This is a genomic window from Desulforamulus aquiferis, from assembly GCF_030577015.1.
GTDB lineage: Bacteria > Bacillota > Desulfotomaculia > Desulfotomaculales > Desulfotomaculaceae > Desulfotomaculum > Desulfotomaculum aquiferis.
Map to the genome: position 1 here is coordinate 15894 of NZ_JARPTC010000025.1, position 19203 is coordinate 35096.

Genomic DNA, 19203 nt, shown 5'->3' on the forward strand with positions numbered 1-19203 from the left:
TATCCACAGCCAGTGGATAAAGTACCTTTAGCTCCCTCACTAGAAGAGCCTCCTTCTGCCGCTTCCCGCTGCCGTGGCTGGGGGAGTCATCTGATTAATTGAATTCCAGAAGGGATCATCACTGTTTTGGTTAGGGTTTACCGGTGACTTAGCCGCTTGGTTTTTCTGGCTGGTAAGAGGCTTTTGCTGTTGAATCTGCTGGTTTACATTTCCCCTCTGGGTGGTACCCTGTGGTGCTTCTTTTTTTCTTTCTCCATACAGAGCTTCCCAGGCAGGGCTGTTCGGGTCAGGTGCTGGAAGGGGGCCAGTGGGAGGAAAATCAATAACTGCAGCACTGTTGCTGATTCCACTATCAAGCCATTCAACCAGCTTTTTGCCGGTTTCCTTAGAGGGCTTAAAGACCTGTCCATCAAACAGGGTTGTACGATCTTTGGTGGCACTGGCCATGTGAGACTGATCCATATCGATAAAAACGGTCATCTCATACTCCATACCATCCCGTTGAATAGGGTTCATGCCTACCTTCTTAACTAGGGTCTTACCGTTTTCTGTGGTTTGGATGTGGTCCATCTTTGTACGAAGGGTGGTAATGATGTGACATTTACTTTGCAACAGGGCATCCACCAGTTCGTTATGACGAGGGGTTACCTGCCGCCAGGCGGTCCAGGAGTTACCGGATTTATCCGCTGCATAGCCATGAATATCCAACACCCCGCCGGTCCCTGCCCAGGCATGGGATAAGCTATCGATAATGATAATGTCATAGCCCGCACCTTCGGCAGCCTTAATGGCCTCCACGTACTTTTCCGGGAGAAAGGGTGCCTCAAGGGTGCAGACATCGTACTCGCCCAGATGGGAGTACAACTCACCGGAACCTCGTTCGGTATCGATCATTGCTACCTTTCCGCCAATACCAAAGGAAATTAACAGGGCAGAATAGGTTTTTCCAGCTCCAGCGGGACCGGCCAGGGCCAGGCGTAATTTAGCTCTTTTCCGCTGTGCCCGTTGAAATTGTACTGGCATTAAATTCTCCTCCTTCACAAACCAGTTAGCAATGTTTCAGGTTATAGAAAAGATTAATCTTTGCCTCTTCTGCCTCCAACTGTACCCAGGAAAAGCCACCTTTCCGATGGGAATAACGGTGTATCTTATCCTCTTCAATCATCCTTTTGCCAAAACCACTAATGGCGATATCCCTGGCAACAGTAATGCATTGTACCGGTGTCATTTGATGGCAGTTAATAACAACCTCTGCCTTGCCAATGCCGCACTCTTCCAGTGCTTGCTGCAGATTTAACAGCGCAGCATTTAGTTTTAGCATGTTAAATAGCCTCCTTCACCTTTAATAAATCATTGCTTTCTACCCTGGCAGCACCGTAGGCTTTACTGTCGTTTTCCCAGTAATGTGTGCCGCAAGAATTATGAGTCAACCACTTTCGCATAGTCCGCAGGAATCTTGACCAGTCACTGCCCTTGCCTGTGAACACCACCTTAATAATCAGATCACCTCCCCCAAAGCTCTTACCATGAATGCTTCCACAGTTTTTGCACCTTCTAACTAGATAGCTGCTTAGCATTTTCCTGTGCTACCATCCATTTATCCAAGGCCTCTTCCCTCAGCAGAATTTTGACACCAACTCGGACATGTGGTATTTGCCCCTGCCTAATAGCACTCCTTAGCTTTGTTTCACCGATGGTACCCTGAAAATATTCCTTCAAGGCAGTTTGCACAGTGTACACCCGTTTTGGTTTGTCCTCTAGGAAATTATCAAGCCCAGCCAGCTTGCACCCGCACTCCAAGCAAAACTTTGCATTTTCAAGCAGCTTAGTTCCACACTCTTGGCAGTACCTGGCTTTGGGTATTAACGCAAGCCTTTCTCGTTTCATTGAATTTCCTCACCCCTTCCGTAGAAATTTAGGTGTTTGTAAAAAACATTATTTTAAGGCTTCCGGAATCTGAATAAAGTGAAGTATTTAGCTGGCCCCTATGTCAGTGTCTTTTGGTACCACTTTTACTTTCAAATCCAGAACTTCACAGACTTTTTCAATCATAGTTTCATTCCAGCGTCTCTTGCCTTTAAGTACGTCAAGGACATATTGATAGGAATAGCCCGTCATTCTGGCTAAATCAGAGGCTTTGAGTCCTTTATCAACCAAAACGTGCTTAATTGTTCTTGAAAAGTCCAAATCTTACCACCTCCTAAGCATAATATTAAGCTAATGGCTCTATATTTACAAAGACTAAATATAGCTATTAGCGTTATTTGTGTTAGAATTAGTATGTTTTATAGCTATTTGCTCTAAATCGTAGAGTTTTATAAAAAATTTATCTATTTGCTGATTGAAATTCAAGCTAATAGCTGTTAATATAAAGCAAACAGCTTTGGGAAGATGGTGGTTTATTTGGATAACAAAATTAGAGAACTTAGGACGAGTAGAAATATATCCGGTACAAAGTTAGCAAAAGAACTAGGTATTACAGCTACCTATTTCTATGAAATTGAGCGGGGCAAGAAAAGATTAAGTGCGGAGATGGCAGCTAAGCTTGCTGTGATTTTTAATGTCACAATAGATTATTTATTAGGCCAGGACGAGCTGCCGATTGATAACGAACAGGGGGATGCTGCCCTCCCCACCTGGGCCACATCTAAAGATAAACGCGACTTTAAAAGGATGCTTGAGGAAGATGCCCCGGTAATGTTTGACGGTGTTCCACTCAGCAGGAGCGACAAAGAGAAAATCAAACGTGTCATGGAGGCCATGTTCTGGGACGCTAAGGAAAAGAATAAAGAAACCTACGGACGTAAGAAAAAATAAAGTAGGCCGAGGATGATTCGAATGGACCAAGTCATAAATAAATTGATTCGTAAATTTAAGACAAATGATCCGTTCACCATAGCAAGTGGTCTAAACATTGAAGTTTGGTTTGAGGATTTGGGTGTGGGAACCAGGGGGCTCTATTACAAAAAACTCCGCAGAAGATACATTGTCATACATCGTGATCTATCAGAAGACTGGCAAAGGTTTATTTGCGCCCACGAACTTGCACATGATAGGCTTCATCCAGGCTTTAGTCGCTTCTGGTTGGATCAGCACTCCTTATTTAACCCCGGAAAATATGAGCGTCAGGCAAATATGTTTGCAGTTAGATTACTGTTATCCAAAACAAAAATTCACCCTGGTGAAACCTTGGAAAATGTATTTAGAAGAAATTATATACCCACAGAAATGTTGCCATATTTTTAGATTTGTTATAATGCAAATTTTTTTACCCCTTTGGCAGAACATATGTTTTTTGCCAAGGTTGACTTCTATTAACTAGTGAAAGGAGGTGAAGTATGGCCACAATTAGGTTTAATGAAAAGAAAGGCTATTATGAAGTACGCTATGATGCCGGATTTGATGGCAACGGGAATAGAATACAAAAATATAAGGGTGGCTTTAAAAAGGAGAAAGATGCAAAGCTCTTCGCTGCCAAACTTACAATAGACATCAGCCAAGGTACCCACATAGAGCCCAACAAAATGTTTTTATTTGAGTACCTGAATAACTGGCTGGAGGAGAAAAGGGAAACTATCTCACCCACATCCTATTGTGGATATGAAGTTAACATCCGCTGCCATATAAATCCTTACATCGGTGGCATCAAGCTGTCAGATTTAAGGGCTGCTCATATCAGAGGGTTATATTCCAAGCTGCAAAAGGCCAGGGAAGCTAAAGTTGATGGTAAAAAGAGATCCTTCAAGCCGCTTTCCGGCACTTCCATTCGTTATGTCCACAGAGTGCTTTCTAAGGCATTAGAAGATGCTTATAGGGAGGAAACAATCCCAAAGAATCCTGCTAAACTAGTTACCCCTCCAAGCAGAACCAAATTCGAGGCAGGTTTTCTGACAACCAAGCAGATTAGAGAACTGTTGGATAAATTCCGGGAAGATGACTTATTCATGCCTGTGTTTTTATCCGTGGTCCTGGGGGCCCGCCGTGGGGAAGTCTTAGGCCTGCACTGGACCGATGTAGATATGGAAAACAAATTGATTCATATCCGTCACAATTTAATTATTGATGATGGTACCCCTGTGCTGAGGAAAAAAACTAAAACTGATTCTTCGAACAGGGTAATCGTAGTCACAGACAGATTAATTAAAACATTAAAGGACCATAAGCTAAAGCAAAAAGAAATGAAACTCCAGCACGGCGAACTATATCATAAGTCAGATTATGTATGCACCTGGCCCGATGGGAAGCCCTTCAATCCATCATACTTGTCCGATCTCTTCAGAGCACGGCTAAAAAGATTTGGGCTACCAGTTGTCAGGTTCCACGACCTACGCCACTCCAACGCTGCCCTAATGATTGCACAAAACGTTCCTTTGAAAGGGGCCAGTGACAGATTAGGACACAGTACCATTCAAATTACTAATGATCTTTATGGTCACACCGAAAGATCAGTACAAGAACAAATTGCAATGAAAATTGATCAAGCCATCTGGGGAAGTTAATCTACTCGATTTTCTGTGAAACGCTACTCGATTAATGTGAAATGAATTTTTGATTTGTGAAATTTTATGTGAAATTTTTGTGAAATGGCATTAAAAAACCGCCTTACTTTAGTTAAGTAAAGCGGCCCTCAAGTGGCGGAGAATGTGGGATTCGAACCCACGAGACGCTGTTAACGCCTACTCGATTTCGAGTCGAGCGCCTTCGACCAGCTCGGCCAACTCTCCGTGTTCTATTTGTTTCTTAGTGATTTGAAAAATTTCTGTATTACCTCACGGCACTCATCTTCCATTATGCCGGATATTACTTCTACCCGGTGGTTAAACCGGGGTTGGTTGACTATGTCTAGGATGGTATCCACCGAACCATGCTTGGGATTTGGTGCTCCGTATACTAGTCGCCTCACCCGGAACTGCACAATGGCACCGGCACACATGGCGCAGGGTTCCACAGTTACATAAAGGGTGGCATGGTTTAATCTCCAGTCACCCAGGTGCCCTGCCGCCTCGCGCATGGCTAATATTTCTGCATGGGCAGATGCGTCACATAGGCTTTCTCTAAGGTCGTGGCCCCGGCCTACAATTTCTCCCTCGGCAACCACTACGGCACCGATGGGTACCTCACCCTTTGCAGCAGCTTTTTCTGCTTCAAGCAATGCCTCTCGCATATAGGAAGCATGGGACAAATAAAAAAACCCCTTAAAATAAAAAAATGGTGCGCCCGGGAGGACTCGAACCACCGGCACACGGTTTAGGAAACCGTTGCTCTATCCACCTGAGCTACGGGCGCATATAAATTAAGTTGTTAGCCCAAAATTTTATTAAGAACTAACAACTTGTCGACATGGCGTGCCTGAAGGGACTCGAACCCCTAACCTCCTGATCCGTAGTCAGGTGCTCTATCCAATTGAGCCACAGGCACATATTGAGGCAAGAAAAATAATATCATACTGTAGGCAAGATGTCAAGTAAAACATGGCGTGCCCGAAGGGACTCGAACCCCTAACCTCCTGATCCGTAGTCAGGTGCTCTATCCAATTGAGCCACGGGCACATATTATGTTTGCAGGACATGTTGTCGCCACGAAAATAATTATATATCATTTCTTGTCAACAAAGCAACTGTAATTATGCTCCAGACAAGATTATTTATTACATTAACCCAGCATATGATGATATTGGTGGTGATAATTATAATGAAGCTTAATATTAAGGTGCCGGAAAATATTGATGCCCTTTCCAAACTTCTATCCTTAATAGCTGTGCTAGTATTTTTACATTTCTTTTTTAAAAACCTAACTGTTTTAATAGGTCAAATAATCCAGTCCCGGACAGGGACCCATAGCCTTGCAGTGTCCCTGGACCCGTCCGTGTCAAACATTTTAGCAGGTGTCATTGCCTTCTCAGCCCTGGTTATTGTGGTTATTTTTGGTTCCAGCTTTTTTCTGCGATTTGGCAATAACGAGATATCCGTCAATCCTAATTTCATTGGTGTTCAGCATATTAAATCCGGCTCTGGCGGGGCAAATAAGCTTATGGGACCGGATAACAGCATAGTTTTGAACCCCGATAACATGCGAGAGCTGGTGAGAGACGGCATCCTATCTGAGGTTAATAAGGACGGCCAATTGGTAGGTTATATTACAATGGAGTCTTTCCTAAACGGTTGCTATGGCGATGATTGCCGCCTAGAGAGCTTCTTTGCTCACCCTCTGGTTAAGGAGCGAATATATTCAGGAATTGCGGATAGAGCGGTGCTGGGGGAAGATCTTCTGTCGGTAGCCACTAAAATGTACACCAATCAACTTTCGGCAATTCCTGTTATCGATGCAGAAGGACGCATGATAGGCTCAATCAATTCCAGCCGGATTTTAAAATTGTTGATTGAGCAGTTTAAAAAAGACTAAAAATTAACCACTTTCGAATAGATAAAATCATAAAGTCAAGATTTTATTAAATTGGGGGCGTTTCAGCGCTCCCATTTGTTTGAGGCTAACTAAAACCCTTTACGAGAAATTACTATGGCTAAGATCTCAATTATTGATACATTTTTAAATAACAAATCCACCATTAGGACTAATAACTTGCCCAGTAATAAAATTTGCCTTGCTTGACGCAAGGAATATAACCACTTCAGCAATATCTCTCCCAGAGCCTAATACCCCTAATGGAGTATTGCTCTTTAATTCTTCTATTGTGGATGTGTTTAAATGTAAATTCATCTCCGTTTCAATAACACCTGGCGCCAATTGTACTTTTTATCAAGTAACTGGCGGTGCAATTTTCCGCCTCTTCTTCGCTTTTGTAATAATTAATTGCAACATTATACTCATTGGCGGCAAAGAGTTCTGCCATATCCTTTCCAATGCCCCGTGAAGCCCCTGTAATTAACACCGTTTTCCTCATTGCAACTCCTTCTTTTATTTTACATACTTTTATCTAGAACACGCTAATGCAAAGTATCCTTGAATAAAAAAACCAATGTCCTAGTTTCCTAAGACATTGGTTTTGCTAATTGTATGGCGGAGAGCGAGGGATTCGAACCCTCGATACAGGTTTAAGCCCGTATACTCGCTTAGCAGGCGAGCGCCTTCAGCCAACTCGGCCAGCTCTCCACAATTACTATTAAACTTAAATGGCGGAAGGGGTGGGATTCGAACCCACGGAACCCGCAAAGGTTCAACGGTTTTCAAGACCGCCTCCTTAAACCGCTCGGACACCCCTCCGAATTCGGAGGACTACCCTCCAATTAGATCATGTATTCCCAAGCAAGATAGAGTATATCACAGGGAATACATGTTGTCAATTTGCATATTTTTTTTGATTGTATTTAGAGGGTAATCCTTTCAACCCCACCCATATAAGGTACCAGTACAGGTGGCACAGTGATACTGCCGTCTTCTTCCTGGTAATTTTCTAGAATAGCTGACAGCGCCCTTCCAATGGCTACTCCAGATCCATTTAGGGTGTGAACAAAGTCTGGTTTGCTCTTTGGTGCCGGACGATATTTAATGTTTGCACGTCTGGCTTGAAAATCTTGAAAATTACTACAGGAGGATATTTCTTTATATGCATTATAGCTGGGCAGCCATACCTCTATATCATAGGTTTTAGCTGAGGAAAAGCCCATATCTCCACTGCAAAGCAGGATAACCCGATAGGGTAAGCCTAAAGCCTGAAGAACCTTCTCGGCATTTTCAGTTAGTTTTTCCAATTCATCAAAGGAATCCTCTGGTCTGCTGAACTTCACCAGTTCCACCTTATTAAATTGGTGTTGCCTGATTAAGCCACGGGTATCCCTTCCAGCGGCACCCGCCTCAGCACGGAAGCAGGCACTGTAAGCACAGTGGTAAATGGGCAGCTGGTCGTCGGACAGTATTTCATCCCGGTACAGGTTTGTCACCGGCACCTCAGCAGTGGGAATCAAATAATAGTTGTAGCCTTCTAACTTAAACATATCTTCAGCAAATTTGGGCAGTTGGCCTGTGCCCACCATGCTGTCGGCATTTACAATAAAGGGCGGGAAGACTTCGGTATAACCGTGCTCCCTGCTGTGCATATCAAGCATAAAGTTAAATAAAGCCCGCTCCAGCCTTGCCCCCATACCCTTGTAGAAGGAAAATCTGGCTCCGGTAACCTTGCCGCCCCGTTCAAAGTCCAGGATATTCAGGTTTTCACCTAGGTCCCAGTGGGGTTTGGCATCAAATTTAAAGTCCCTGGGTTTACCCCAGCGGCGAATTTCTACATTATCATTTTCTTCTTTGCCTTCGGGCACAGACTCATGGGGAATATTGGGAATGGCCAATAGGATCTCCTGCAGTCTATCCTCCACAGCCTTGACTTCATCGTCAATATCCTTAATCTGCTGGGAAACCTGACGCATTTCCAGTACTTTATCTTCAGCTGGCTGACCCGACTTTTTGAGCTTGCCAATCTCCTCAGAAACAACATTACGGGTATTCTTCAACTGCTCCACTATCACCAGCTTCTCCCGGCGCTTGGCATCAAGCTTCAGGAACTCTTCCAGAGATATATCTGAGCCCCTTTTTTGTAAGCCTTCCATAACCAGCTCGGGATGGCTGCGAACAAATTTAATGTCTAGCATAAATTTTGACCCCCACGGTAGGCAATTAATTCATAGCGTGGAAATATTGCCATTTATAATCATATTTTGCCTTAAGTATTATACTACATACCTATCCCTTTGTAAAACCAGGCTTTCTCTGAACCTCTACTATATTTAATAAAATGGGAAGTGAGCTTTTCTTCTCACTTCCCCACTAAGCATTTTATTATAGGCTTACCATTTTAACTTCCAGCACGCCATCAATTTTAGCTAACTCATCTAAGGCACACTGGGGAATGATGTTATCCACCATCATGACCATGATAGCCTTTCCGCCTATCTCGATACGACCCACCTGCATCCCGGCGATGTTGATATCCTTATCGCCCACCAGGGTACCTACCCGGCCAACAATACGGGGTTTATCAATATGGGGCACTACCAGCATATGACCTGTGGTAGCTGCGTTGATGCGGTAGCCGTCAATGTTTACAATCCTCGAATCATTGTTTTGGAACAGAGTGCCTGCCAGAATTCTCTTGCCCTTATCGGTATATATGGTAACAGTAATTAAGTTGTTGTAGTCCTCAGCATTATCAGTGGTTGTTTGAACCACGGTGATGCCCCGGTTCTTAGCCACCAGGGGTGCATTTACAAAGTTTACATTTTCCTGGAGGATGGGATCAAGCAGTCCCTTTAATAATATGGTGGTAATGGGGTTTACATCATATCTAGCTAAATCGCCGCTGTATACCACCTCAACCTTTTCAACCCGTCCATTAAGCATTTGGGCCTGGAACTTGCCGAGCTTCTCTGCCAAATCCAGGAAGGGACGAATTTTAGCCAGCAGTTTAGGACTCATGGATGGCATGTTTACTGCGTTTTTAACAATTTCTCCCCTCAGGGCCGCCACAATTTCTTCAGCCACATCCACCGCCACATTAATCTGGGCCTCAGCAGTGGATGCCCCCAGATGAGGAGTGGCAATGAAGTTATCCAATTGGATTAGGGGGCTGTCAGTATTAGGCTCAGTTTCAAACACATCCAGGGCCGCCCCGGCTACCTTGCCGGCAATCATTGCTTCATAAAGAGCCGCCTCATCAACAATACCGCCCCGGGCGCAGTTGATAATACGAACTCCTTCCTTCATTAGGGCAATGCTTTCTTTGTTGATCATATGATAGGTTTCTTTGGTCTTAGGCATATGCACAGTAATGAAGTCCGCCCTGGCATACAATTCATTCAGCGTCACAATTTCAATGGCCATCTTCTTGGCATGTTCTTCAGAAATGTATGGATCGTAGGCGATGATATTCATTTCCATAGCCTGGGCTCTTTTGGCCACAGCAGAGCCTATACGTCCTAAGCCGATTACACCCAGGGTTTTTCCCCTCAGTTCCACACCCAGGAAGGCCTTTTTATCCCAGCAGCCGTTCTTTAGTTTGCCGCAGGCAGCCGGAACCTTTCTGGCAAGACCCAGCATCATGGCCATGGTATGCTCCGCTGCTGCAATGGTGTTGCCGTCCGGGGCGTTTACTACCAGGATACCCTTATTGGTGGCCGCTGCCCGGTCGATGTTATCAACACCAACACCGGCCCGGCCGATTACTTTAAGTTTTTTAGCCGCTTCAACTACCCTTTCTGTTACCTTGGTGGCACTGCGAACAATCATGCCGTCATAATCACCAATTACTTCAACCAATTGATCTTCGGTCATTTTTTCGCCGATCACAACTTCTATATCTGCCTGCTGGCGCAGCGGTGCTAAACCCTGTTCCGAAACGCCGTCCATTACTAATACTTTCATTATGCGTGTTCCCCTCCTACAAATACCATTTGAGCTTCACGTACACCTGCACCCAGTTCTGCTTTATAGCCACATTTGCCCAGGGCCATTTCCAGGGATGCCAGGGCGATAATTACATCCATTTTGTCGGCATAGCCCATATGGGCTATACGGAATATTTTCCCCTTCATCATGTCCTGACCACCGGCGAAGGTAACTCCATATTCCTTTAAGAGCACCTTGCGCAGGGTATCGGCATCAACCACCATTGGTGCTTGCACTGCTGTCACTGCTAAGGAGGCGTATTCATCCGGCACAAGGAGCTCTAACCCTAGCCCCTGAATACCTGCCCTTGTTGCTTTAGCCAGTAACGCATGCCTGGCAAATACATTATCCAAACCCTCTTCCAGAATCATGTCTAAGGCTGCATCTAGGCCGTAAACCATCGATACCGGAGTTGTATAGGTGGTGTTCCACTTAGCAATATTCTTTCTAGCCTTTAAGAGGCTGAAATAGTAATTGGGAGTGGTGTTTTTCTCTATTTTAGCCCAGGCCTTATCGCTTACACTGATAAATGCTAAGCCTGGTGGCAGCATAAAGGCCTTTTGGGAGCCGCTGCAAACCACATCAACATTCCATTCGTCGGTCTTCAGGTCAATGGCCCCTAATCCGCTCACCGCATCCACTGCCAGCACAGCGTCATACTGGGCTACCAATTTGCCAAGGGCCTTAATGTCGTTTTGCACACCGGTGGAGGTTTCGTTTTGTGTGGCTAAAACCACTTTAATATCAGGATTTGCATCAAGCTGCTTTTTTACAACATTCAGGTCAATATCATAGCCCCAGCCAAAATCCTCGAAGATAACTTCCCCGCCGTAGAGTTTGGCTAGCTCAGCAAAGCGCTCGCCAAATTTTCCACCGGAGAGGGCTAAGACCTTATCTCCAGGACTGACCAAATTAACCACTGCTGTCTCTAAAGCCCCTGTGCCGGAACTGCCCATAACAAAAACATGGTTCTCAGTTTGGAAAATCTTCTTTAATTTGCCGGTAACCCGCTCCATGACACCTTGAAACTCTGCACTGCGATGGCCGATGATAGGTCTGGACATGGCCTCTACCACCCGCGGGGGTACCGGAGTCGGCCCGGGAATTAAAAGATACTTTTTGTCTTTCATCATAGTCGATGCCTCCAGTATAATAAAAGTACTTGCCCGCCGGGGTGGAAAATATAAAAACCTCCCGCCCCTAACGGATGATCAGTCCATTAGGGACGAGAGGTTATTCTCCCGCGTTGCCACCCTTGTTGACCGGAGATACTCTTCCGGCCCTCTTAAACGTTATAACGGGTATCATCCCGTATCTACCTACTTGCAGTACAGCTCTTTTTTATATCTCGCTGTGTTTCGGCAGATCCCCTCCGGGGAGGAATTCACCTGGCTCTTCTGCCGATTCGCACCATCCACCGGCTCTCTGAAAGAATTCGCCAAACTACTTTTCCCCATCTAAGGGTTTAATTATGTTGCCTGTCATGTATCTGATTTTACACAGGAGACATTTGTTTGTCAACAGTGGATTTATTAAAATTTTGTTAACCTTTTATTCTCACTGCCCTCCCTTTCATCAGGGCCCCCGGTTATTTTTCTGTGGGAGCCAGCTAATCATAATGGCTAAACTTATTGCCGTACCGATTTTCAGAGCATTGTAGGCCTTGTCTGCTTGTTTGTAGTAGCTATCAAACCTTTCTTTAATTTTATTGCCGGCGGGTATTATTACAGCACTGGTATTCTCTACGGCATACTTGATATTGTGCACCACCTGTAATCTATTCTCTACCAGGGTGCCAAACATAAAGGACAGTGCCACCGCCAGGGTTATAACCCACTTGCCAAGGTTGTTCAGGTTGATAAACTTCATTTAGCTCACCTCCTGAACGCCGCCAAGTTAGCATTCAACCAAATATTACCATATTTTGGTATTTAGTCAACCCCTTTACCATATATTAACAATAAAATTCTTTTGAAAAGGAGCCACTACTACTTACCAAAAGGCTTCAATGTCCTTAATCGGTTTTATCCTCTGGCATACCTATATGTTTTTTAATTTTTTCTATTTCCTCTAAAATTATTTTCGTGTTAATCCAAGCCGCAATGGAGGCAATCACTAATATTGAAAAAACAATAAAACCAAACACTTTAACAACCCCTTCTTCAAAGCCAAAGGCACTACAAAAGTAGTGCCTTTGGAACCGTTAGCTTATCTCATCTGCTTAATCTTCTCATCATATTCCCGGTACTTTTCATACTCGCCATCCCAGAATTCCATGGTTCTCATGGAGTTGAGGTACTCCAGGGAGTAACCAAAGGGAAGCCAATCCTTCTCCTTTTGCTGGAATAGCTGTTCTTTAAGATCCATCCTTCTAAAGTCATAGACATGCTTATCATCTGCATCCAGGAAGATATCCTTAAGCCAGCGCTCCAATACAAAATCTTCCATCTCCAGGGTGCGGTGGGCCAGTTCGTCCAGGACAGAGTTATATCTGTCAAAGCCGTCGGTGGCGATGGTCACCACATTATCCTCCGGTCCAAGGCGTAGGAATTTGGCCATTTTGATGGCCCCAAGGATATTGCATAGGCCGGAAACACCAAATAGATTTTTCAGGGACTGGGCAACCTCGGGGGCTACCCCGGCCTTAATTAATACATCGGTGCCATCCTTGAGTATTTTAAGACCCCGGACACAGTCTTCGTCCTTGATCAGGGTAACAAAGTCTGTGGTCAGCACGTTGTGGATTAGGGTGCACATCTTATCGCCAATTCCTTCAATGCGGTGCTGTCCCCTTCCTCCTGTAGCCAGGGTAGAACACTCGTAGGGCTCCAGGGCTGCAATCTTAGCCTCCGGGAAGGCCTTTTTAATTTCATCTCCTGCCGCGATGGTGCCGGCTGATCCTGGAGCTGAGGTAAAGCAAGCGATCCGTCCGTTGCCTATGCCCTTTACTGCTTCAATGGCCGAGTTGCCGGTGACGTAGCGGTGGAAACGATAGTTGGGCAGCAGTTCAAACTGGGCCAGGGGTTTATTTTTAGGATTTTTCTTTAATTCATAGGTACGCTGCAGGGTCAAGATTACATCGGACTCTGTGCCCGGTGTTAAATCTAATTCACCTCCATAGGCCTGAATCCGCTCGTATCTTTCTTTACTCATGTTATCCGGCATGATGACCACTGCCTTATAGCCCATCAGGCGGCAGATATAGGCTACACCGATACCGAAATTACCTGTGGATGGTCCAAGGATAGTGTGTTCTCCAGGTATAATCTCCCCGTCCACACATCCCTCAATCAAGGTTGAATAGGCGGGGCCCACCTTGTGGGAGCCTGAGGGGAAATAGGTGCCAAGCATAACTACAATGTTTGCATCCACGCCGGTAATTTCCTTAGGCAAGACAATTTTACGAACCTGGTTGTCCTCATCCTTCCAGGTAATATTAAAAAGGTTGACTGGGTCCAGTTCATCAGCTTCCTTGGCTTTAAGGGCTTTGGCACGAATTTCCGGGGCAATGGTTTCCGGGTGCAGCATTTCTTCATAGGTTGGGCCAAAGGGGATTTTATTTTCGCTCATGTCTAATTCTCTCCTTAAACTAGTTGGAAATTTTATTTTTCAGATAAAACTCTGGCCAGGGCCTCATAGCCTTTAAGGGCACCTACCAATTGTTCCACCTCAACATATTCATCCACTGAGTGGGCTAAATTTTCCCGGGAGGGACCAAAGCCAAGGGTCGCGATGCCCTTCACCCCGGCACTCTGGCTGCCGTTGGTGCAGAAGGAATAGGTGCCTAAAACCACAGGCAAACCCGCTTCCTTAATGGCTTGCTGGGCCTTAAGAACCACCGGACCCTGCTGGTCCATCAGCCAGGCCGGGAAAAATCTCAAGCCTTCGATGCTGACCCCTGTATAGCACTGGGCCTCTGCTTTAACAAACTCTACATTGCCTGAAAATTGAGGGTCACTAGCCTTTATTTCGTCTAATAATTCCTCAAATTGAGCCAAAACCCTTTGCTCTGTTTCACCCACCAGAAGGCGTCGGTCAATGGTTATACGGCAGTGGTTTGGTACCACCGAGCTGCCTGGGTAGGGAGTAGAAATAATATCGGTAACAACACCAATGCCCTGGCCCAATACGGCATGACTATTAAGCTTTAGCTTCTCTATTCCCTTGATCACCGGCTGCATTTTGCTAATGGCATTTATGCCCACCTGGGGGTTGGCGGAATGGGCAGATTTTCCGTAGGTATGCACTGCCAGCTCTCCTCTGCCCCGCTGGCCGATATTCAGCCGCAGCTCCGTGGCCTCTCCGATAATCACCACCTCGGGCTTTACCTCTTCTAAAATGCTGGCCAGGGCTACTCCCTCGAAGTTCTCCTCCTGTACCGTACCGCTGACATATAAATCCCCGGTGGGTCTCTCTTGCCCCTGGGCAATTGCCCCAAGGGCATAAACCATAGCCGCCACCGCACCCTTCATATCGCTGGCACCGCGGCCATAGATCCGTCCCTCAGAAAGTTCCCCGCCAAAGGGTTCCTTAGTCCATTGATGGCTGTCAGAAACCGGCACCGTATCTATATGTCCGTCAAAGAGGACGGCCTTTCCTCCCCCGGTGCCCTGGACCATGCCAATAACACTGCCGTACTTGTCAATCCAAACCCGGTCAAAACCCAGAGCCTTCATCTCCTGGGCAATCAGTTCTGCCACACCCTGCTCCTGGCCGGAAATGCTGGGGATTTGAATTAACCGGCGGCAAAAATCAATCATTCGGTCTTTCAATTGCATTGCCCCCTTTAATTAGTTAGTATCTGCTCCAATTGGCTTATTTCCGGTTCCACCCTCAGGGGCTCACCGACCGCCTTTAGCCCGTTGTTGATATCCTTTAGCCCGTTGCCGGTGATAATTACACCCACCCGCTCATGGGCTTTAATTAAGCCCTTATTTATGGCCTCAACCACGCCGGCTAAGCCGGCAACCCCGGCCGGTTCCCCAAAGATTCCCTCTGTGGTGCCCAGCAATTTCATGGTTTCTAAAATCTTGTCGTCGGATACTGTAATCCATTCACCCTGGGTATTTTTAACCGCCTCAAGGGCTTTAACGGGATTCCTGGGTACACCCACAGCAATACTATCGGCCAGGGTGTTTTCTTCAGTGGGTACAAGGGGCTTGTTTTCCCTGTGGGCCGTCACAAAGGGGCAGCATCCCTCTGCCTGTACCCCTAGGATTTTGGGCATTCTATCAATTAAACCAAGCATTAACAAATCATAAAAGCCTTTATAAACTCCCCCGATGGTACAGCCATCCCCTACGGACACTGCAACCCAATCAGGAACCTCCCAATTCAGCTGCTCAATAAACTCCAGGGAAACGGTTTTCTTGCCCTCCACCAGGTGTGCATTGATACCGGCATTTCTATTATACCAACCCCAGCGGCTTATTGCCTCGGCTGAAAGCTCAAAGGTCTGCTGATAGCTGCCCGCCACGCTGATCACCTTAGCCCCATAGATTAGCAATTGGGTTAGCTTTCCGGCCGGAGCCCTGTCTGGCACAAATATTACCGCCTTAAGTCCCATGCGGGCGGCATTGCCAGCCAGTGAGGAGGCGGCATTGCCGGTAGAGCTGCAGCAAATGGTATCAAACTTATTTTCAATGGCCTTTACCACAGCCACCACCGAAGCCCGGTCCTTTAATGAAGAGGTGGGGTTAATGCCGTCATCCTTGATGTAGAGTTCCTTCAAGTTTAGCTTCTGTCCCAACTGATTAGCCAGGTAAACTGGGGTCCAGCCCACCCGCAGGGTTCTCTCCAAAAGGGAATTTTGCACCACCGTGGTCATTGGCCCATAGCGCCACATAGAAAAATTCTTATTGTCCCTAAAATACTCCCTGGTTATCTGCTTTTTCATCTGGGAATAGTCATATACCACATCCAAAATACCCTTAGGTCCACAGGCGGGGCAGGTGTAATCCATCAAATTAGCCTCATACTCCTTGCCGCACAGGGTGCACCTGTATCCCATTACATAATTCATTTAAAACACCCCAATCGCTGTTGAAATTTAATCATCTAAAAAGCCGGCGGGGTAATTGCAGAGATGAAAACCAAATCCTCTTCACCTGTGCTCCAAATCTTATGGGGAATACTGGAGAAATAATAAATGCTGTCCCCTTCCTCCAACAAGTAAATATCTTCACCGATTTGGATTTTCATTTTTCCCTGTAAAACCAAAATATTTTCCTCCCCAGGGTGAGTCAGGAGGTCCTCACAGGTTACAGCACCCGGTTCCAAGCGGGCCATCATCATCTCCAGGCTCCTGTTTAAATCAGGAGATAGCAGTTCAAAGGTAAGATGAGATTCGGGAAACTTTAAGCTCTGTCGTTCATGTTTCCTAACAACCGGGTTTGTTTTAGCCTCGTCCATTAAGAAGTAAAAAATGGGTACATCCAGGGCATGGGCAAGTCTCCTTAAGGAGGTAATGGACGGATCAGTTAAACCCCGCTCTACCTGGCTTAAAAAGCCCTGGGTAAGCTCTGTCCTATCGGCTAACTCTTTGAGGGTTAACTTCTTTTCCATTCTTTTGTTGCGAATTCTCTCCCCCAGCAATGATTAACCCCCCTTTGTCTTTATTTATGCTGACCCCTAAATATCTGTAAAACCTTCCGGTAATCCTCGGGAGTATCGATATCCAGTGCCATTGGTCCCGGATCAATTTTCAGGGTAACAATCTTCTCCTGATGTCTTTGCCAAATTTGCCTTCCCCCTACATCACCCTGCAGTCCTATTAATTCCTGCCGTAAGCTCATACTAAAAATCGCCGGGCTTCCCACATTGGGAGGCCTGACTATCAAGGCTCCACTTTTGTAGAATTCCTCAATTAGCAAGTTCAAATATTCCGGTGAAATAAGGGGCTGATCTCCGGGTAAGAACATAATTCCTTGGCTTTCCTCGCTGACAGAATTGGCTCCGGCTGCCACCGAGGTTCCTTGACCCTCTGCATACCGAGGATTATTGCAGAGTTTTACATCTCTATGAGATAACAGCTGAGCTATCTCTTTTTTTACAGCACCTAAAACAACTATAATCTCATCTACTTGCGCCCTGGCCACTTGGTCCACCACATGTTCGATGACGGTCTTTTGACCCAGGGGGAGCAGCAGCTTAGGCTGCCCCATGCGGCGGGATTGTCCCGCTGCCAAAATTACTGCTGAAACCACCGCATCACCTCCTGAACGGGGTTCTCCTTAATCGTGGAGGTTACCACTACCCTTGGTATCTGGCGGCTTAACAAAAAAAACTTTGCCAAATGGCGGGCCTTTTCTATACTTTCCTGGGAGTCCGCCTTATTAATCACAGGTACAAGCCTTGCAGCAGCCAAATTGCCGACCCTGCTGGCATATTCAGAGACAACCCGACCTATGACCTCGGGTGTCACAAGTTCACCGGGAGCACACACCTCAAGCCGAACAAGCAACTTTTCCCTGTGCACATATTGTGCCGTCAGAGGGCAATCCAGGCTGTTAATACCTACCACCGGAATAACCAAGGTAGTTTGTCCTGGCAGCACAGGTTCCCCTTCACCGGGAAACTTCAGGTCCTTTGCCCTGGCCCCATCAGCCTCAACCAATATATAATCAAACAAACCAGACATATATATATAATCTAAGCAATCACCCGTAAGTCCTGCTACCTTCCCTTCCTCCGTCAAGCCAGCACCGGCTGCCATAAGCCCCGGTCCTTGGCCGGCATCCCTGAAAGCCGGTATTAATTTCTGTGGATTTGTTTCAAGGATGGGCCTCCCGACCCTCTCCAACTGCCACAGGTACATTTTAGTGGTAGTAGTTACCAGCACCCTGGCACCCGAATTAAACAATTCCTGGGCCAGAGCCAGGGCCAGGGATGTTTTTCCCCCGGCACCCACAAAGGAAATCATTTCCCTTGGCCCAAGCTCAAGGGCGACAGCAAGACCCACAGCATTCACTCCTTATTTTTCAGGTCATAAAGCCCCTGATACAATAAAGCACGAACCATCTCCTGCCGGTATTCCCGGGAGGCTCTAATATCTGAAATGGGACTTGTTTCTTCACCGGCTCCCCCGGTTTTTTCCCAGAGTTCCCTTTCATCCAGGGAGCAGCCCATAAGTTTTGCTGCAGTTTCTGGCAGCTCAACCACCTTAGGACCAACAGAACCGCAGGCAATGCGAATACTTTCAATGACCCCGGCAGAAAGCTTTAGTTTCACAGCCACACTAACCACGGCAATGGCCAGGGCTTTCCTTTGTCCCAGCTTTTTATAAAAGCCAGTTTCCCCGGCTTTAAAAATCGGTATAGCAATACCGGCTACCAGCTCCCCCGGCTGCAGGCTGGTTTGACCAGGCCCCAGGAAAAACTCCCCCACCGGCACCCGACGTTCTCCACGGGAGCTGATTAAATTAACTGTAGCTCCCAATACGTTGAGGGCCGGCAATGTATCACCGGCAGGTGAGGCTGTTACCAGATTCCCCCCCAGGGTTCCCCGGTTGCGTATCTGGGCTGAGCCCACCTGGGCACAGGCCTCTGCCAGCATAGGAGCATGCTCCCACACTGCCTCGGCTGCAGCAATTTCCCCATGGGTGTTGAGAGCCCCTAGTAAGAGATACCCATTCTCTTCCCTTATATACCTTAATTCTTGTAGACCCTGGACATTTAAAACACGGTCTAGTTTAACCTTACCCTCTTTCCACTTAACCAACAAATCGGTACCGCCGGCCAACACCTTGGTATCCAGGTGCTGGTTCATATACTTTACTGCTTCGGTCAGGTCGGCAGGTGTAATAACTTCCAT

The 19203-nt window shown here is 46.3% G+C and carries 24 protein-coding genes, 6 tRNA genes and 1 other annotated feature; of the genes, 4 read left to right on the forward strand and 26 right to left on the reverse strand.

The window, feature by feature from the left end; all coding sequences use genetic code 11:
• Nucleotides 1–39: 39 nt before the first annotated feature.
• From P6N53_RS16310 to P6N53_RS16330, 5 genes are all read right to left on the reverse strand, one after another.
• Entirely contained in the window at nt 40–1023 is a 984-nt protein-coding gene (locus tag P6N53_RS16310) for an ATP-binding protein (RefSeq protein WP_304545077.1), read from the reverse strand.
• Between the two features lie 25 nt (nt 1024–1048).
• On the reverse strand, nt 1049–1321 hold the full coding sequence (locus tag P6N53_RS16315; RefSeq protein WP_304545079.1) for a hypothetical protein: 273 nt from the start codon (nt 1319–1321) through the stop codon (nt 1049–1051).
• 1 nt (nt 1322) lies between these two features.
• The gene (locus tag P6N53_RS16320; protein ID WP_304545080.1) at nt 1323–1577 is read right to left on the reverse strand and encodes a hypothetical protein; all 255 of its coding nucleotides are present in this window, start codon (nt 1575–1577) and stop codon (nt 1323–1325) included.
• The gene (locus P6N53_RS16325) at nt 1555–1887 is read right to left on the reverse strand and encodes a helix-turn-helix domain-containing protein (RefSeq protein WP_304545082.1); all 333 of its coding nucleotides are present in this window, start codon (nt 1885–1887) and stop codon (nt 1555–1557) included. Before P6N53_RS16325 ends, P6N53_RS16320 begins: the two co-directional genes overlap by 23 nt.
• Before the next feature lie 87 nt (nt 1888–1974).
• The gene (locus tag P6N53_RS16330) at nt 1975–2187 is read right to left on the reverse strand and encodes a helix-turn-helix domain-containing protein (RefSeq protein WP_304545084.1); all 213 of its coding nucleotides are present in this window, start codon (nt 2185–2187) and stop codon (nt 1975–1977) included.
• A gap of 216 nt (nt 2188–2403) precedes the next feature.
• Between P6N53_RS16330 and P6N53_RS16335 the strand changes: the two genes are divergently transcribed.
• The 3 genes from P6N53_RS16335 to P6N53_RS16345 all read left to right on the forward strand — a co-directional run bounded on the left by P6N53_RS16335 (nt 2404) and on the right by P6N53_RS16345 (nt 4499).
• Nucleotides 2404–2817 (forward strand): helix-turn-helix domain-containing protein, encoded by a 414-nt coding sequence (locus P6N53_RS16335; protein ID WP_304545086.1) that lies wholly within the window; start codon nt 2404–2406, stop codon nt 2815–2817.
• Nucleotides 2818–2838: 21 nt separating this feature from the next.
• The gene (locus tag P6N53_RS16340; RefSeq protein ID WP_304545088.1) at nt 2839–3246 is read left to right on the forward strand and encodes an ImmA/IrrE family metallo-endopeptidase; all 408 of its coding nucleotides are present in this window, start codon (nt 2839–2841) and stop codon (nt 3244–3246) included.
• 92 nt (nt 3247–3338) lie between these two features.
• On the forward strand, nt 3339–4499 hold the full coding sequence (locus P6N53_RS16345) for a site-specific integrase (protein WP_304545090.1): 1161 nt from the start codon (nt 3339–3341) through the stop codon (nt 4497–4499).
• Between the two features lie 133 nt (nt 4500–4632).
• Here P6N53_RS16345 and P6N53_RS16350 read toward each other — a convergent pair.
• From P6N53_RS16350 to P6N53_RS16370, 5 genes are all read right to left on the reverse strand, one after another.
• Nucleotides 4633–4724: transfer RNA gene (locus P6N53_RS16350), tRNA-Ser, on the reverse strand.
• A gap of 5 nt (nt 4725–4729) precedes the next feature.
• Entirely contained in the window at nt 4730–5182 is a 453-nt protein-coding gene (gene tadA / locus P6N53_RS16355; RefSeq protein ID WP_441315725.1) for a tRNA adenosine(34) deaminase TadA, read from the reverse strand.
• A 27-nt stretch (nt 5183–5209) separates the two neighbouring features.
• Nucleotides 5210–5286, reverse strand: a tRNA-Arg gene (locus P6N53_RS16360).
• Nucleotides 5287–5341: 55 nt separating this feature from the next.
• A tRNA-Arg gene (locus tag P6N53_RS16365) sits at nt 5342–5418 on the reverse strand.
• 54 nt (nt 5419–5472) lie between these two features.
• Nucleotides 5473–5549 (reverse strand) — tRNA-Arg (locus P6N53_RS16370).
• Between the two features lie 142 nt (nt 5550–5691).
• Here P6N53_RS16370 and P6N53_RS16375 point away from each other — a divergent pair.
• The gene (locus P6N53_RS16375) at nt 5692–6402 is read left to right on the forward strand and encodes a CBS domain-containing protein (protein ID WP_304545092.1); all 711 of its coding nucleotides are present in this window, start codon (nt 5692–5694) and stop codon (nt 6400–6402) included.
• A gap of 144 nt (nt 6403–6546) precedes the next feature.
• On the opposite strand, the gene P6N53_RS18685 is transcribed toward P6N53_RS16375, so the two are convergent.
• The 16 genes from P6N53_RS18685 to P6N53_RS16450 form a co-directional block, all read right to left on the reverse strand.
• A complete protein-coding gene (locus P6N53_RS18685; RefSeq protein WP_308447276.1) occupies nt 6547–6717 on the reverse strand; it encodes an SDR family oxidoreductase in 171 nt (56 codons plus the stop codon).
• Nucleotides 6718–6724: 7 nt separating this feature from the next.
• Complete coding sequence (locus P6N53_RS18690; RefSeq protein WP_308447277.1) at nt 6725–6901, reverse strand: SDR family NAD(P)-dependent oxidoreductase; 177 nt, start codon at nt 6899–6901, stop codon at nt 6725–6727.
• A 114-nt stretch (nt 6902–7015) separates the two neighbouring features.
• A tRNA-Ser gene (locus P6N53_RS16385) sits at nt 7016–7110 on the reverse strand.
• Nucleotides 7111–7131: 21 nt separating this feature from the next.
• A tRNA-Ser gene (locus tag P6N53_RS16390) sits at nt 7132–7221 on the reverse strand.
• A gap of 104 nt (nt 7222–7325) precedes the next feature.
• Nucleotides 7326–8600, reverse strand: coding sequence for a serine--tRNA ligase (gene serS, locus P6N53_RS16395; RefSeq protein WP_304545094.1), 1275 nt, complete (start codon nt 8598–8600; stop codon nt 7326–7328).
• Nucleotides 8601–8787: 187 nt separating this feature from the next.
• A complete protein-coding gene (gene serA / locus P6N53_RS16400) occupies nt 8788–10368 on the reverse strand; it encodes a phosphoglycerate dehydrogenase (RefSeq protein ID WP_304545096.1) in 1581 nt (526 codons plus the stop codon).
• Nucleotides 10368–11525 (reverse strand): pyridoxal-phosphate-dependent aminotransferase family protein, encoded by a 1158-nt coding sequence (locus P6N53_RS16405; RefSeq protein ID WP_304545098.1) that lies wholly within the window; start codon nt 11523–11525, stop codon nt 10368–10370. Before P6N53_RS16405 ends, serA begins: the two co-directional genes overlap by 1 nt.
• 85 nt (nt 11526–11610) lie before the next feature.
• Nucleotides 11611–11861 (reverse strand) — a binding site (T-box leader).
• 106 nt (nt 11862–11967) lie between these two features.
• Nucleotides 11968–12261: a hypothetical protein gene (locus P6N53_RS16410; protein ID WP_304545100.1), complete on the reverse strand. Its 294-nt coding sequence runs from the start codon at nt 12259–12261 to the stop codon at nt 11968–11970.
• A gap of 145 nt (nt 12262–12406) precedes the next feature.
• Entirely contained in the window at nt 12407–12538 is a 132-nt protein-coding gene (locus tag P6N53_RS16415) for a hypothetical protein (RefSeq protein ID WP_304545102.1), read from the reverse strand.
• Nucleotides 12539–12600: 62 nt separating this feature from the next.
• Nucleotides 12601–13962, reverse strand: coding sequence for a PLP-dependent cysteine synthase family protein (locus tag P6N53_RS16420; RefSeq protein ID WP_304545104.1), 1362 nt, complete (start codon nt 13960–13962; stop codon nt 12601–12603).
• Nucleotides 13963–13994: 32 nt separating this feature from the next.
• The gene (locus P6N53_RS16425; RefSeq protein WP_373323066.1) at nt 13995–15164 is read right to left on the reverse strand and encodes a YgeY family selenium metabolism-linked hydrolase; all 1170 of its coding nucleotides are present in this window, start codon (nt 15162–15164) and stop codon (nt 13995–13997) included.
• 14 nt (nt 15165–15178) lie between these two features.
• Complete coding sequence (thrC, locus tag P6N53_RS16430; protein WP_304545109.1) at nt 15179–16414, reverse strand: threonine synthase; 1236 nt, start codon at nt 16412–16414, stop codon at nt 15179–15181.
• Nucleotides 16415–16449: 35 nt separating this feature from the next.
• Complete coding sequence (locus tag P6N53_RS16435) at nt 16450–16986, reverse strand: helix-turn-helix domain-containing protein (protein ID WP_304545110.1); 537 nt, start codon at nt 16984–16986, stop codon at nt 16450–16452.
• Between the two features lie 20 nt (nt 16987–17006).
• The gene (locus tag P6N53_RS16440) at nt 17007–17597 is read right to left on the reverse strand and encodes a nucleotidyltransferase family protein (RefSeq protein WP_304545112.1); all 591 of its coding nucleotides are present in this window, start codon (nt 17595–17597) and stop codon (nt 17007–17009) included.
• Complete coding sequence (yqeC, locus tag P6N53_RS16445) at nt 17582–18352, reverse strand: selenium cofactor biosynthesis protein YqeC (protein WP_304545114.1); 771 nt, start codon at nt 18350–18352, stop codon at nt 17582–17584. The genes P6N53_RS16440 and yqeC overlap by 16 nt, the downstream gene beginning before the upstream one ends.
• 5 nt (nt 18353–18357) lie before the next feature.
• Nucleotides 18358–19203, reverse strand: coding sequence for an FAD binding domain-containing protein (locus tag P6N53_RS16450; RefSeq protein WP_304545116.1), 846 nt, complete (start codon nt 19201–19203; stop codon nt 18358–18360).